Genomic DNA, 14,129 nt, shown 5'->3' with positions numbered 1-14,129 from the left:
GGGCAGGGCAATCCCCGTACGAACCGTGCAGCGGCGGCCGGGGGCACGCGGCGCCGCCCGTTCCGGGGGCGTGAGCGAGACGAGAGCGGATGATGAGACAAGGCGACCGTCCGAGGTACCGACCGTCCGTCTGCGGGGCAGGCGGGAACGGCAGGTCAGGACGAATAGCACGCACCGGGGTGGCGCTCGCCGCGGCCGGTCTGACCGTCCTGGGGGTGGCGGGGGCCGGCCCGACGCCGGCCGGTGCGGTGTCGCCGCCCGTCCGTGCTCCCCGGTCGGGGACGCCGGCGCGGTTCGTGCCCGGGCCCTGCCCGCGGACCTCCGAGCCGGTCCCCGGGCGCTGCGGGATGCTGGAGGTGCCGGAGAGCCGCGCCGACCGCGGCGGACGGACCATCCGGCTGGCCGTCGCGATCGTCCCGGCGGTCTCGGGGAAGCCGGCCGGGGATCCGGTGGTGTTCATGGAAGGGGGCCCCGGCGGCGACGCGTTCGGGAGCATCCCGTTCCTGGTCGCTTCCGGCGTGAACCACGACCGCGACCTGATCGTCATGGCCCAGCGCGGCACGCTCCACTCCCAGCCGGCCCTCCTCTGCCCGGAGATCGACCGGTTCACGGCGGAGGCCGTCGGGCTGCGCTACGACGCGCCGTCGACCGGGCGGCGGCTGGTGCGTGCGGCGAGGGAGTGCCGGGACCGTCTGGCGGCCGACGGGACCGACCTGGACGCCTACAACACGACCGAGAACGCCGCGGACTTCGCCGATCTGCGCAGGGCGCTGGGCATCGGGCGCTGGAACGTCTACGGGTACTCGTACGGGACCGAACTGGCCCTCACCTACCTGCGCCTGCACCCCGAGGGGATCCGCTCGGTGGCGATCGACTCGGTCGTGCCGCCGGACATCGTGAGCCTGCCGTGGACGTGGGACAGCGCCCGGGAGGGGATCGGGGCGGTCCTCGCGGCGTGTGCCGCCCAGCCCGTCTGCGGGCGCCGTTTCCCGGACCTCCCGGAGACGCTGACGGAGCAGACGAGGCGGCTGGAGGCGCACCCCCTGCGGCTGACGGCGCAACCGCCGTCGGGAGGGGACCCGGTGGAGGTCGTCCTCGACGGGGGCGCCCTGGTGAACCTGCTGGTCGCCAATGCGGTCAAGGCCGTCGACGTCCCCGCGGCGCTCGACGAACTCGCCCGGGGGAATCCGGAACGCTTCGCGCGGGCCCAGGCCGCGGGCGCGCGGACCGCCGTCGGCGAGACCGCCCACGGCCTGACGCAGTCGGTGGCCTGCAGCGAGTGGGTGCCGGGGTACACGCGGCGCGACCTGCTGGAGGCGGGCCGAGAGGCCTTCCCCGGGTGGCCGGACCGGGTGCTGGCCCAGGCGCCGCAGCTGCCCTTCGAGGACCGGGTGTGCCGGGCCTGGGACGTCGCGGACCGCACCGACGTCCAGCGGGTGGCCACTGTCAGCGACGTGCCGACGCTGGTCCTCTCCGGAACCTTCGACGCCAAGTCCGGGGCGGCCTGGGGGCCGTACGCGGCCCGGACGCTGTCCCGCTCCACCACCGTGCGGATCCCCGGCATCGGCCACTGGGTGGTTCCCCAATCCCCCTGCGCACAGCGCGTCCTGGCCTCCTTCCTGGCGGATCCGACCGCGCCGGACACCGCCTGCGCAGCCGGACTCGCCCCCAAACCGTTCACCATCACCCCTGAACCGGAGTCCGCATGATGTCCATCCGCCCGCCCCTGCGCCGACGCACCGCGCGACGGCTCCTGACCGCACTGGCCGGGGCCACCGCCGGCGTCCTCGTCACCGGCCTCGCCGTCGGCCCCGCCGCGGTGCCCGCCCGGGCCGGATCCGGCACCGAGGAACCCCTCGGCACGGCCCTCGGCTCAGCCCTCGGCACGGTCGCCCGGACGGTGGGTCACGCCCGCTACGAGCCGGGCCCCTGCCCGCGGACCGCCGACCCGGCCCCCGGGCTGCAGGGGGCCCGCTGCGGGAAGCTCACCGTGCCCGAGGACCGGGACCACCCCGAGGGGCGGAAGCTCACCCTCGGGGTCGCGATCGTGCCGGCCACGCACCGGACGGCCGACGACCCGATCGTCTGGCTGGCCGGCGGGCCCGGCGACGACGCGGTCTCCGAGATCCAACTGGCCCTCAACGGCCACCTGAACCACGACCGGGACGTGATCTTCATGTCCCAACGCGGGACCTACTCCGCCGACCCGCCGCTCACCTGCCCGAACATCGACGAGTTCAACGCCCGCGCCCTCGACCTCGCCTACGACGCGCGGTCCACCGGGCGCCTGCACGTCGAGGCGACCCGGGACTGCCGCGACGCGCTGGAGGGCCGCGGGGCCGACCTCGGGGCGTACAACGGCACCGAGAGCGCCGCCGACTACGCGGACCTGCGGGTGGCCCTGGGCATCGAGCAGTGGAACGTGTTCGGCATCTCCTACGGCACCGACCTGGCCCTGCTCTACATGCGGCTGCACCCGAAGGGCATCCGCTCGGTCGGCATCGACGGCGTCCTGCCGCCGTCCCTGGCGGGCGGGGCCGTCGGTTGGAAGGCCGCCCGCGAGGGCTTCGACGGCCTGTTCGACGCCTGCGCGGAGCAGACCGCCTGCGACGACCGCTACCCGGACCTGAAGGGCACCTTCACACGCCTCGTCCGGGAGCTGGAAGCCGAACCGGTCAGCACCACCGTCACCGTCCCGGGCCACCCCGAGCCGGTGAAGGTCGTGCTGGACGGCGGGGCCCTGGTGAACTGGCTGGTCTCCGCCACCCACCTGGCGGCCGGAGTACCCCGCTCCATCGACGAGTTGGCGCACGGCAACCCGAAGCGGGTCGCCGAACAGTGGGCGGGCGGCAAGCTCAGCCCGCAGGCCGTCGGGCGAACCTCCCACGGGCTCGCCTACGGCGTCTTCTGCAGCGAGTGGACGCCCTTCGAGAGTCAGGCCGAGGTGATCCGGGCCGGGCACCGCGCGTTCCCGTCCTTCCCCCGGTCGGTGGTGGCCAACGCCCCGCTGCTCGCCTTCCTCCACAAGGACTGCCGGGCCTGGGACGTTCCCGCGGCGCCGGACTCGGTCCGGGACGTGACCGACAGCGACATCCCGACCCTCGTGCTGTCCGGCGGGTTCGACGCCCAGACCGCACCGAGCAGCGGGCCGTACGCCGCCCGGACGCTCAGCCGGTCCACGGAGGTGACGGTCCCCTACGTCGCTCACGTGGTCTTCGCCGACTCGCCCTGCGCGCAGTCGATCACGCGGTCCTTCTTCGACGCTCCGACCGCCCCGGACACCGGTTGCCTCGCGGGTCTCAAACCTCCCGCGTTCGAGATCGCGCCGTAAGCGCGACCGGCGGACCGGCCTTCCGGTGAACGCCCTCGCCAGGCTGCGCGGCCACCGCTTCGTCCTCGCCGTCGTGCTGCTCGCCCTCGCCTGCGGGACGGGCATCACGCTCTACCTCGACGAGCGCGAAACCCGGCAGCAGATCCGGGCGCTCGCGGTGCCGAGCGCCGCCGACTGGGTCGAACTGAACGTCGCGTCCCAGGACTTCGACCCCGGGGGCGCTCAGCTGACGCTCTTCGTGGTGGCCGTTCCGCACGGCGGCCTGGCCCAGGGCCCCGGCTCGTCCGCCTTCACCCGCCAGGTGGAGATCACGGTCGGGGCGATCACCAGGACCGTCCTGCGCACGGCGCCCGGGGAGGTGACGGCACCTCAACTCGTGCAGGCCGGACTCTACGGCGGCACCGAGACCGACTACCCCTTCGACCGCTACCGGTTCACCGTCGGCTTCTCGGCCTCGGACGCCACCGGCGCCGTGCCCGTCGGCCTCGTCTTCGGTGACGCGGACCCGTTCTTCGCCGTCCACCCCACCGCCGAACACCCCACCGCCGACGGCCCGACCACCGGGACCGTGGTCCTGAACGCGCGGGCCACCCGGGCGCGCAGCACGCTGATCCTGGCCTGGTTCATGATCGCCGCGATGTGGGCACTCGCGCTGGCCGTCATGGGCGGCGCGGAGGTGCTGTACCGCGGCCGCCTGGGAATGGTGTGGCCCGCCCTCGGCTGGATGGCGGCGACGATGTTCGCGCTGATCGGCATGCGGAACGCCGCGCCGGGCGGACCGCCGATCGGCTCGCTGATCGACTACGTCGCGTTCTTCTGGGCCGAGGCGATCATCGCGACCAGCCTGACCGCCGCCGTGATCACCGGCACCCGCGTCGAGCGTCGGAAGCGCGGTGCGGAGGCGGCGCGGGCCGCGCGGGCGGAGCCGGGCGGGCCGGGGGAGCCGGGCGGGCCCTGAGACGGGTGCGGGGCCGGCCGGGCAGACTGCCGCTTGCCCGGGCCGGCGGTCGGTGTTCGAGTCGTGAGCGATTTGACTCCGCCGACGATCACCCCGCATAGTGCCCGCATGGCTGGTTACCTCGTTTCGCGCAGGCACGTTGACCTGCGCCGTGTGACGGCGATGAGCTGTCGCCCCAGCTGCTGACGCACGCCCTCTTCCGGCTCTGACGCCGGGCGTCCGCGTCTTTCTCTCGTTCTCTGTTCGGTTTCGCGTTCTGTTTCGCGTTCGGTTCGCGTTCTGTTTGTCGCCTTCCGCATCCGCACCGATCCGTGCGGCTGTGCGCTGCTGCCCGCCGCCCCCCGCCCCGCCCCGTTCCCGGGTGTCCGGGGCCCGGCCGGTCGGCGTGCTTCCCTTCACCATCACCAAGTCTGGAGCCTCCATGCGTCCGCGCCGGATTCTCGTCACCGCTCTCGCTGCTCTCGCCTCCCTCGCCTCGCTCACCGCCTGCGGCGGGACCTCCTCGGCGGCCAAGTCCTCCGACAATCCGTACCAGTTGTCGGTGCCGGGGACGATTCGCGTCGGCACCCTCTCGGATGCACCGCCGAACGTGTACCTCAAGGACGGCAAGTTCACCGGCTTCGACAACGACCTGTTCACCGCCGTCGCCGCCAAGACCGGCCTCAAGGTGGAGTTCGCCTCGACGGACTTCTCCTCCCTGCTGTCGCAGGTCGCCAACCACAAGTTCGACGTGGGCAGTTCGTCCATCACCGTGACCGAGGCCCGCAAGAAGACGGTGGACTTCACCAACGGGTACGACTTCGGGTACTTCGGGCTCGACGTCCCCGCCGGCTCGCCGATCACCGCCTTCGACCAGCTCGCCGGCAAGCGCGTCGTGGTCGTCCAGGGAACCGTCCAGGACGACTACGCCACCAAGAACAACCTCAACCCGGTGCGGGTGCCCGACTACAACGGCGCGCTGAACCAGCTCAAGGCCGGGACGGCCGAGGCCTGGATCTCGCCCGCGGAGATCGGCGAGAAGAGCGCACAGGACAGCGGCGGCAAGGTGGTCCTCGCGCAGAAGCAGCTCAGCCCCGCACCGACCGCCTTCGCCGTCGCCAAGGACCGCCCGCAGCTGCTCGCCGCGCTGAACAAGGCACTTGAGGAGGTGATCGCGGACGGCACGTGGACCCGCCTCCAGGAGCAGTACTACCCGGGCCGGCCGGTGCCGGACGGCTTCAAGCCCGGCAGCGGCACGACCGCATTCCCGCCGGTTCAGGCGGCGGCCCCGGCCACGGGCGCCGCACCGGCCGCCGCCTCCGCGACGCCCTGACCCACTCCCCCACCCACCGACACGACCCGGACGACAAGGAGGCCGACGTGGACCAGCTGGGCACGCTGGCGGAGACGTTCTTCGACTGGGGATCGATGCGCTCCGCGATCTCCGACCTGCTCACCACCGGCGTGCCCAACACGCTGATCCTCGCGGTGACTTCGGCAGTCATCGGCACGGTGCTGGGACTGCTGCTGGCCGTGGCCGGCATCGCCCGGACGCGCTGGCTGCGCTGGCCGGCCCGGGTCTACACCGACGTGTTCCGCGGTCTTCCGGCCGCGGTCACCATCCTGCTGATCGGTGTCGGGCTGGCCCCGCAGGGGATGCAGATCTGGGGCCCGGACCCCTACCCGCTGGGAGTCCTCGCGCTCTCCCTGATCGCCGCCGCCTACTTCGGCGAGATCTTCCGCTCCGGGATCCAGAGCGTGGAGGCCGGCCAGTTCGAGGCGGCCCGCGCGCTCGGCTTCTCGCACGCCGCGGCGCTGCGGCTGATCATCATTCCGCTCGGCGTCCGACGGGTGCTGCCGGCCTGGGTGAACCAGCTCATCGCCCTGATCAAGGACTCCAGCCTGATCTACTTCCTCGGCCTGACAGCCGATCAGCGCGACCTCTTCCGGATCGGCCAGGACTCCGCCGCCACCACCGGCAACGAGTCCGCGCTGGTGCTCGCCGGGCTGTTCTACCTCCTCCTCACCGTGCCGCTGACGCACCTGGTCAACGTGATCGACCGACGGCTCAGGAACGGACGGCAACTCAGGAACGGGCGCCGACCGCGGAACGAGCGGCGCGGGGACGGCGAACGGACCGCCGGGACGTCCGCCCCCGAGGCACCGTCGGTGCCCGGTTCCTCCCCCGCACCCGAAGGAGCGGCGCGTGTCTGACCCGCGACCCACCGACAGCGCGCCGACCGGCCCCCGCACCGGAACCGGCACCAGCACCGGGACCGGGACCGGGAGGACCTTCTCGCCGGTCAGCCTGGCCACTCGTGACCTCCACCTGTCCCTCGGCGGCACCCCGATCCTGCGCGGCGTGGACCTCGACGTCCCCAAGGGGCACACGCTCTCCGTCATCGGCCCGTCCGGCTCCGGCAAGTCCACGCTGCTGCGGACGGTCAACCGGCTGCTGGAGCCCGACCGCGGCGACGTCCTGCTGGACGGCGAGAGCGTCCTGCACCGCGACCCCGACCTGCTGCGCCGACAGGTGGGCATGGTCTTCCAGCAGTTCAACCTCTTCCCGCACCTGAGCGTCCTGCGCAACCTCACGCTTCCGCTCCGCAAGCTCCGGGGGCTCTCCCGTGAGGAGGCGACCGAGACCGCGCGCCGCCGGCTCGACCTCGTCGGACTGCGGCACAAGGCCGAGGTGCGCCCCGCGCGGCTGTCCGGCGGACAGCAGCAGCGGGTGGCGATCGCCCGCGCCCTGGTCATGGAGCCCCGGGTGATGCTCTTCGACGAGGTGACCTCCGCCTTGGACCCGGAACTCGTCAAGGGCGTGCTGTCCTTGCTGGCCGACCTCGGGCGCGAGGGCATGACCATGGTGGTGGTCACCCACGAGATGGGCTTCGCCCGCTCGGTGTCCGACGCCGTCGCCTTCATGGACGGCGGAGTGGTGGTCGAGTCCGGCCCGCCCGAGGCGGTCTTCGACGCACCGCGGAGCCCGCGGCTGCGGCAGTTCCTGTCGGACGTGCTCTGAGATGTGCCCTGACCGGGTCCCCGCCGCTCAGGACGGGGAGCGGCGGATCAGGACGGGGAATGGCGGATCAGGACGGGGAACGGCGGACGATCAGCATGTCCTGGGTGTGACCGATGGCGTAGCCGCCGTCGGGGCGGGTGAAGTGCTGCCGGACGTAGGCGGTCAGGGCGGCGCGGGTGGGGCGGGGGTCGAGGGCGGCGAGGTCGGCGACGTTGACCATGAACTCGGCGACGTCCACCGCCTCGGCGAGGTGGGGTGTGCGGTAGTGGAGGTCGAGGGTTTCGAGGGCGTAGTCGTGGGCCGGGTGGCGCTCGCGCAGGAGCTCGGCGAGGGGGCCAGGTCGTAGCGGACGCCGGTGAAGTGGCCGGCCATCCGCATGCAGGGGCTCTCGGGGTTCTGCAGGACGACCAGGAGGGTACCGCCGGGCGCCGTCCAGTCCAGGGCGCGGGTGGCGGTGGCCGGCCACTCCGGTTCGGGGACGTAGTAGAGCACGTGGGAGAGGTGGACGAGGTCGGCCGGCTCGGGCGGCCGGACCCGGTCGAGCCGGTCCGGGAGGACCAGGGCCTCGGGGCAGGTGGTGGCGAGCTTCTCGCGCATCGCCGCGCTGGGCTCGACCGCCACCGTACGGTCGAAGGAACGGGCCAGGTGGGCGGTGGTGCGGCCGTCGCCGGCACCGAGGTCCAGCAGGACCCGGCGGCGCGGCAGGGCGGCGACGAGTTCGCTCAACCGGGCGTGGGTGACGGGCTTTTCGTCCGTCCCGGCGAGGAAGAGTTCGAACGCCCGGCGGTAGTCGGCACTCGTCACGTCCAGTACGCGGACCGGGTCCGCGTCCCTCGTCCTCGTCTGCACCGGTGGCCTCCCTCTGACGACGTGTCGGGCGGGCACATTGCACCGTGTCGGCGGACGGTACGGGCGCAGGGACGTTCCTGCCCGCGTGTCGCCCGGTGGGCGCGTTCGGCGGGGCGAGCGGCGCGGCGGGCGGGTGGCGTGCGGCGCGCGGAGGGTGGGACTGCGGTTCCCAGGGAACGGCGTTCCCTTCCTGTGGCCTCGGCGCTCGCGAACGATCTACGGCATGACCACCACCTCCCCGGACCGTACGTCCGCCTCCCCCGCGCCCCCGGCCGGCGACGGGCAGCGCTTCCGCCCCACCGTCATCGCCGTCGCCTCCTCCGCGCTGATGCTGCCCTTCTCGGTGACCGGGGCTGCCGTGGCCCTGCCCGTCATGGCCGCCGATCTGGGCTCCTCGGTCGGCAGCGCGCAGTGGATGCTCAACGCCTTCAACATCGGCTTCGCCGCGCTGCCGCTCGCGGCCGGCAGCCTGGCCGACCGGTACGGGCGGCGGCGGATGCTGCTGGCCGGGATCGCCCTGGTCGGGGCGATGTCGCTGCTGGTCGCGCTCGCGCCGTCGATGGTGCTGGTCGACGCGGCCCGGCCCGTCCAGGGCTGCGGGGCGGCTGCGGTGCTCGCCTCGGGTGCGGCCGTGAGTGCGTCGAGCACCTCGCCGGACGGGCGGTCGGCGCGGCCCTGTTCCAGGCGCACGTAGTAGTCGGTGCTGAGTCCGACCAGTTCGGCGACCTCCTCCCGGCGCAGCCCCGGCACCCGTCGGCGCCCGGTCGCGGGCAGGCCCGCCTCGGCGGGCGACACCAGCGCCCGCCGGGCCCGAAGGTAGTCGCCGAGGCTGTTCGGGGGCATGATCGATTCGGCCATGTACCTCAGTATCGCCGCGCGTCCGGGGGTGTGGGGCGGCAGGACGGCCCGGGAGGTTATTCGGTGGCCCGGCCTGCGCGGACGCTCCTACAGTGTCCGCCGGATCACTGACGTTCACGGGAGCCGGACATGCGCGTGCACTACCCCCGGACTCCGCATCTGCCCTGGTCACCGGGTGCGGCGGCGGACGACGTACGGACCGGGGACCTCACCGCGCTGGCCGGTGCCGAGGTCGTCGTCACCGAGAAGCTCGACGGCGAGAACACCACCCTCTACCGCGACGGGCTGCACGCCCGCTCGCTGGACTCGGCCCACCACCCGTCCCGCGCCTGGGTGAAGGGTCTGCAGGGCCGGATCGGCGGGCGGATCCCGGACGGTTGGCGGATCTGCGGCGAGAACCTGTTCGCCCGGCACTCGATCCCGTACACCGATCTGGAGAGCTGGTTCTACGGCTTCTCGGTGTGGACGGACCGGGACCACTGCCTGGACTGGGACGACACCGTCCGCTTCCTGCGCCGCCTCGGCGTCCCGGCGCCGCGGGTGCTGTGGCGCGGCCGCTACGACGAACGGGCCCTGCGCGCCCTGCGGTCGGACCTGGACCTGGACCGGCAGGAGGGGTACGTCGTCCGGACCGTCCGGGGCTTCCCCCGGGCCGAGTTCGGCGAGCGGGTCGCCAAGTGGGTCCGCCCGCAGCACGTGCGCACCGACACGCACTGGATGCACGCCGCCGTGGCCGAGAACGAGCTCGGCCCGAACGCCGCACTCTGGTCCGTACGGTCCGGCGCACTACCCGAACTCCCCGCCCTGGCAGCCGCTTTGGGTCTGCCCGAACTCAGCTGCCCGCCCGCGGAGTCGGCGGAGGCCCTGGTGGAGGAGGTGGCCGAGGTCGCGGCCCGGCTGGACGAGCTCGGCCGCGGTGGGGACGCCCGGCTGGCCGGGGTGCTCGCCACGGCCCTGCGCACCGAACGCCGACCGTCGCTGGCCGCGCGGCTGGCCGGGCCGCTCGGCCTGCCGCTGGCCCGCCGGGTCGCCGACTTGGTCGGGCTGCATCCCGGCCTGCACCAGCCGTACCCGGACGAGGACCGCCGCGCCGGGCTGGTCCGGCTCTCCTGCGCCGCCGACCTCGGGGTGCTGCACGCCGTCGCCGCCGCGACCGCCCCCGGGCGGGCGGAGCGCGAGCAGGTCGCCTGGTCCGCGCTGCACGCCGAGGACGCCGGGCTGCTCGACGACTCACCGCAGGCCCCGCTCGCCCGGCTCCGCTCCGGCCTGCGCGAGGCGCTGGCAGACCTCGACCGGGACGCCGCCGACCGCTGCTGGGCGCAGGCCCGCGAGGCGTACGCGCTCGGCCGGATCTCCACCGCCGAGGAGGCGGTCGCGGCCACCTGGCGTCTGCGGGACGGCCGCTTCCCCCGGCTGGTCCACCTGAGCGGCCCCTCCGGCAGCGGCAAGAGCACCTTCGCAGCCGGGCTCGGCGGTGTGGGCGCCCGGATCAGCCTGGACGACCTGCGCGCCGCGCGGGGCTCGCGCGCCGACCAGCGCGACAACGCCGTGGTGCTGCGCGAGGGCCTGGCCCGGCTGGACGCCGCCCTCGCCGGGGCGGGCGGAAGCGGGCCGGACGGGAGCGGGGTTGGCGGCACCGGATATGGCGGCACCGGCTCGGGCGGCACCGGCTCGGGCGGGACCGGCCGGCCCGTCGTCGTCTGGGACGCCACCTCGCTCAACCGCCAACAGCGCTCCCAGGTCCACGCCGTCGCCCAGCGCCGCGACGCCCTGATCACCCAGGTGGTGCTGGTCGTCGACGAGGACGAACTGCTGCGCCGCAACGTCGTACGGCCGCACCCGGTGCCGGCCGACGTGCTCCGCGCGCAGCTCCACCGCTTCAGCCCGCCCTACCCCGGCCAGGCGCACCGCACCTGGTACGTCGGCGCCGGTGGCACCGTGGAAGACACGGCGGGCACGCTCGACGCCGAGGAGGACTGATGCGTCCCATCGAACAGATCTGCCAGCGCATCCGCTGGGACGCCCGCTTCGACCCGACCCGGTTCACCCTGGGCGTGCGCCAGCGCGACGACCGCCACGAGCGCGTCCCGCTGGAGGCCTTCGCCGCCTCCGGCGACATCCCCTGGCACCGGGTGCGGTGGGTCGAGGCCGACGGCGTCGTGGTCTGGGACCGCGACTCGGGCGTGGACCTGCTCGACACCACCGAGGCCGGGCGCCGCACCCGTCCGCGCCGCCTGCGCTCGCCCTTCTTCACGGCGACGGCCCCGCACGCCTGGCGCCCGGACGGCGGCTGGCGGGCTGTCGACGCCGGGGATGCCGGTGCTGCCGGTGACGCCGCCGGGGCCCGGACCGTACCGGGCGCGGCCGAGGCGGCGGTGAACCTGCGCGTGGTCACCTGGAACACCCTGTGGGACCGCTACGACGCCGACCGGATCGCCACCGCCCGTCGCCGCCCGCTGCTCCTCGCCGCCCTGGCGGCCGCCGACGCCGACGTGATCGCCCTGCAGGAGGTCGAGCCGGGCCTGGTCGCCCTGCTGCTGGACGCACCCTGGGTCCGCGCCGGGTACACGCTCGGCACCGATCCGCTCGGGCGGGACGTCGACGAGCACGGCCTGCTGCTGCTCAGCCGGCTGCCGGTGCTGGAGGCCGGGCGGCACGCACTGGGCCCGCACAAAGCCGTCACCGCGATCACCGTCCAGGCCGCCGGGGCGCCGCTGACCGTTGCCGCCGTCCACCTCAGCAGCGACCACTCGACGGACGGCCCGGCCCGCCGTGCGGCCGAACTCGCCCGGCTGGCCGAGGGATTGGCCGGCGTCGAGGGCGAGCTCCTGCTGCTCGGCGACTTCAACGACGCCCGCTCCGGACCCGCCGGTCCGGCCGCCGCGCTCGGCCTGCGGGACACCTGGACGCAGGTGCACGGCCCGTCCGACGACACCCCCACCTTCGATCCGACGGCCAACCCGCTCGCCGCGGTCTCCTCGCTCACCGGCCGCCCGGGCCGCATCGACCGCGTCCTGTACCGCGCCGACGCCACCGGCAGCGACGGCGACGGCCTCGGGAGCGAAGGCCTCCGGGTCACCGCCGCCGTACTGCTCGGCGACCGGCCGACCGCCGACGGGCTGCACCCCTCCGACCACTACGGCGTGGCGGTGGACCTCGCCCTCGGCGGAGCGAGCGCGGCCTCGGCCTCGGCCGCCGGTGAAACGCCGGACGTCCTCGACGCCGCGCCCACCGCCCGCACCGCCGTCGCCTGGCTGCCGCCCGAGGAGCTGTGGCCGCCGATCCAGCGGCTGCGCGCCGCGCACGACCCGCAGCTGCACCGCTGGCCGCCGCACGTCAACCTGCTGTTCGGCTTCGTCCCGGAGGCCGAGTTCGACCGCGCGCTGCCGCTGCTGGGCGCGGCCGCCGCCGAGGTGTCCCCGTTCACCGCGCGGCTGGACGGCGTGCACACCTTCGGCCACCGCGAGGACGCCACCGTCTGGCTGGACCCGGCCGCCGCCTCCGCCGAGCCCTGGGCGGCGCTGCGGCATGCGCTGGAACCCCGCTTCCCCCGCTGCCGTGGCCGCGCGGAGGGCTTCACCCCGCACCTGACCCTGGGGCGCAGCACCGACCCGCAGCGGGTGGCCGCCGACTGTGCGGCCCGGCTCACCGGGCTCTCGGCCCGGGTGGGCGAGCTGGTGGTGCTCTCCCGCCGGGGCTCCGAGCCGATGCGGCCGCGCGCGGTGATCGCATTGGGGAGCGGCGAGGTGCGCCAGGTACCCGAGGAGTCCACCGTCTCGACTCGACCCGAGCCCGGTCCACGCACGGCTGCCGCTGCAGGCTTGGCCGAGCGGATCGCCTCGGCGCTGCCGGACGGCTCGGTCCGGGTCGTCGGCTCGCGGCGGCTCGGCTGCCAACTGGAGGGCGCCGACCTGGACTTGGTCGCGGCTCTGCCCGGCCCGGGCGACCTGCCCGGCGTCCGCGCCCGGGTGGCAGCCGCCCTGCCGGACGCCCGGCAGTTGCGGGAGGTGCGCGGCGCCCGAGTACCGGGGCTGCGGTTGGAGGCGGACGGCCTCTCCGTCGACCTCGTGGTCGTCTTCACCGGCTCGCTCGACCCGGCCCAAGCCGTCGCCCGCCGTGGCGAGTTGGGCGAAGCGGAGGCCATTGCGCTGAGCGCGGTCACGGACGCCGAGGCGATCCTGGCGGCACTCGGCGACCGGCACGACCGCTTCGTCCGGCTGGCCCGCCAGGTCAAATCCTGGGCCCGGGCGCGCGGCCTGGACTCCGCCCCGTTCGGCCAACTCCCCTCGCTCGCCTGGTCGGTGCTGGCCGCACGGACGGTCCTGGACGCCGAGGACACGGGCGGCGGTGACACCGGCGGCGACCTGTTCCGGCAGTTCACCGAGACCTGGGCGGACTGGGACTGGCGCCAACCGATCTCCCTCACAGGTGACCCGGTGCTCGATCATCCGGTGGGCGATCATCCGGTGGTCGATCACCAGGATTCGCTCGCCGTCCTCACTCCCTCCTCCCCCGTCCGCAGCTGCACCACTCAGGTCGGCGCCGACACCCGCGACCTGCTCGCCGAGGAGCTCTACCGCGCCTGGGAGCTCGCCACGGAGAGCGCCGACCCCTGGCCCGCCCTGCTCGCCCCTCCCCCGCTCCACCGCCGCCGTGCCTCCTGGGCCGTGGTCGCCGCCCAGGAGGAGTCCGTCGGCCTGGTCCGCGGCCGCCTCCGCGCCCTGCTGGCCGCCCTGGAGGAGGCCGGCGGCACCCACCTGCACGCCTGGCCCCACCCCTACCGGACGCCCGACGGCCGTACCCACTTCCCCATCGGCCTCGGCCCCGCACCACTCACCGCAGACCGACTCGCCCCGATCGCCACCGCCTGGTCGCGCCACCTACCCGGCGTCCACGTCCAACACCTCGACGGAGGCGCGGTCCCGACCCTCACCCGCTGAACTCCCGCTCCAACCCGGACTCCTGGACATCCGCGGGCAGATTTCGCCACGGCGACCGGCACCGACACCTCCCGGAAGCCCCCTTCCCGTTCGCCGACCACGCCTGATTCCACCTCGCCACCAGGCCAATCGCAGCAGATTGGCCCGGGACAGCGGGCCCGACGCAGGTTAGTCTCGGGCGAAGTCGATCAA

The 14,129-nt window shown here is 74.4% G+C and carries 11 protein-coding genes and 1 pseudogene; 9 read left to right on the top strand and 3 right to left on the bottom strand.

All coding sequences use genetic code 11. The annotated features are described in order from the left end of the window. Positions 1-347: 347 nt before the first annotated feature. From BX285_RS22275 to BX285_RS22250, 6 genes are all read left to right on the top strand, one after another. Positions 348-1,709 carry an alpha/beta fold hydrolase gene (locus BX285_RS22275; RefSeq protein WP_121177821.1) on the top strand — a complete coding sequence of 454 codons (1,362 nt, stop codon included), beginning with the start codon at positions 348-350 and terminating at the stop codon, positions 1,707-1,709. Further along, the gene (locus BX285_RS22270) at positions 1,709-3,331 is read left to right on the top strand and encodes an alpha/beta fold hydrolase (protein WP_121176760.1); all 1,623 of its coding nucleotides are present in this window, start codon (positions 1,709-1,711) and stop codon (positions 3,329-3,331) included. Before BX285_RS22275 ends, BX285_RS22270 begins: the two co-directional genes overlap by 1 nt. Positions 3,332-3,356: 25 nt before the next feature. Then, positions 3,357-4,289 (top strand): DUF4436 family protein, encoded by a 933-nt coding sequence (locus tag BX285_RS22265; RefSeq protein WP_121176758.1) that lies wholly within the window; start codon positions 3,357-3,359, stop codon positions 4,287-4,289. A 421-nt stretch (positions 4,290-4,710) separates the two neighbouring features. After that, a complete protein-coding gene (locus tag BX285_RS22260; RefSeq protein WP_121176755.1) occupies positions 4,711-5,601 on the top strand; it encodes an ABC transporter substrate-binding protein in 891 nt (296 codons plus the stop codon). 47 nt (positions 5,602-5,648) lie between these two features. Next, positions 5,649-6,482: an amino acid ABC transporter permease gene (locus BX285_RS22255; RefSeq protein ID WP_121176754.1), complete on the top strand. Its 834-nt coding sequence runs from the start codon at positions 5,649-5,651 to the stop codon at positions 6,480-6,482. Then, positions 6,475-7,290, top strand: coding sequence for an amino acid ABC transporter ATP-binding protein (locus BX285_RS22250; RefSeq protein ID WP_121176751.1), 816 nt, complete (start codon positions 6,475-6,477; stop codon positions 7,288-7,290). The genes BX285_RS22255 and BX285_RS22250 overlap by 8 nt, the downstream gene beginning before the upstream one ends. Before the next feature lie 67 nt (positions 7,291-7,357). On the opposite strand, the gene BX285_RS37470 is transcribed toward BX285_RS22250, so the two are convergent. Beyond that, positions 7,358-7,510, bottom strand: coding sequence for a hypothetical protein (locus BX285_RS37470; protein ID WP_183107137.1), 153 nt, complete (start codon positions 7,508-7,510; stop codon positions 7,358-7,360). Further along, positions 7,453-8,139 (bottom strand): trans-aconitate 2-methyltransferase, encoded by a 687-nt coding sequence (locus BX285_RS22245; RefSeq protein WP_183107136.1) that lies wholly within the window; start codon positions 8,137-8,139, stop codon positions 7,453-7,455. The genes BX285_RS37470 and BX285_RS22245 overlap by 58 nt, the downstream gene beginning before the upstream one ends. Positions 8,140-8,362: 223 nt before the next feature. On the opposite strand from BX285_RS22245, the gene BX285_RS22240 reads away from it, so the two are divergent. Then, complete coding sequence (locus BX285_RS22240) at positions 8,363-8,833, top strand: MFS transporter (protein WP_310794228.1); 471 nt, start codon at positions 8,363-8,365, stop codon at positions 8,831-8,833. Here the strand turns inward: BX285_RS22240 and BX285_RS22235 are convergent. Then, positions 8,743-8,997, bottom strand: a pseudogene (locus BX285_RS22235) (helix-turn-helix domain-containing protein); the annotation flags it as partial. The gene BX285_RS22240 and the pseudogene BX285_RS22235 overlap by 91 nt on opposite strands. Positions 8,998-9,126: 129 nt before the next feature. Between BX285_RS22235 and BX285_RS22230 the strand changes: the two are divergent. Together BX285_RS22230 and BX285_RS22225 are read left to right on the top strand one after the other, a co-directional pair. Beyond that, positions 9,127-10,977 carry an RNA ligase family protein gene (locus BX285_RS22230; RefSeq protein ID WP_121176746.1) on the top strand — a complete coding sequence of 617 codons (1,851 nt, stop codon included), beginning with the start codon at positions 9,127-9,129 and terminating at the stop codon, positions 10,975-10,977. After that, positions 10,977-13,937: a poly(A) polymerase gene (locus BX285_RS22225; RefSeq protein WP_121176744.1), complete on the top strand. Its 2,961-nt coding sequence runs from the start codon at positions 10,977-10,979 to the stop codon at positions 13,935-13,937. Before BX285_RS22230 ends, BX285_RS22225 begins: the two co-directional genes overlap by 1 nt. Positions 13,938-14,129 lie beyond the last annotated feature (192 nt).

It is taken from the genome of Streptomyces sp. 1114.5 (assembly GCF_003635085.1).
Lineage (GTDB): Bacteria > Actinomycetota > Actinomycetes > Streptomycetales > Streptomycetaceae > Kitasatospora.
Note: the sequence above shows the minus strand (reverse complement) of the source record. Positions and strands in the feature narration are given on the sequence as shown.

What these genes read in the sequence shown, in the direction of transcription:
- BX285_RS22240 (WP_310794228.1), top strand. Translation starts at nt 8,363, where the DNA reads ATGACCACCACCTCCCCGGACCGTACGTCCGCCTCCCCCGCGCCCCCG.
- BX285_RS22275 (WP_121177821.1), top strand. Translation starts at nt 348, where the DNA reads ATGCTGGAGGTGCCGGAGAGCCGCGCCGACCGCGGCGGACGGACCATC.
- BX285_RS37470 (WP_183107137.1), bottom strand. Translation starts at nt 7,510, where the DNA reads ATGGTCAACGTCGCCGACCTCGCCGCCCTCGACCCCCGCCCCACCCGC.
- BX285_RS22230 (WP_121176746.1), top strand. Translation starts at nt 9,127, where the DNA reads ATGCGCGTGCACTACCCCCGGACTCCGCATCTGCCCTGGTCACCGGGT.
- BX285_RS22270 (WP_121176760.1), top strand. Translation starts at nt 1,709, where the DNA reads ATGTCCATCCGCCCGCCCCTGCGCCGACGCACCGCGCGACGGCTCCTG.
- BX285_RS22225 (WP_121176744.1), top strand. Translation starts at nt 10,977, where the DNA reads ATGCGTCCCATCGAACAGATCTGCCAGCGCATCCGCTGGGACGCCCGC.
- BX285_RS22260 (WP_121176755.1), top strand. Translation starts at nt 4,711, where the DNA reads ATGCGTCCGCGCCGGATTCTCGTCACCGCTCTCGCTGCTCTCGCCTCC.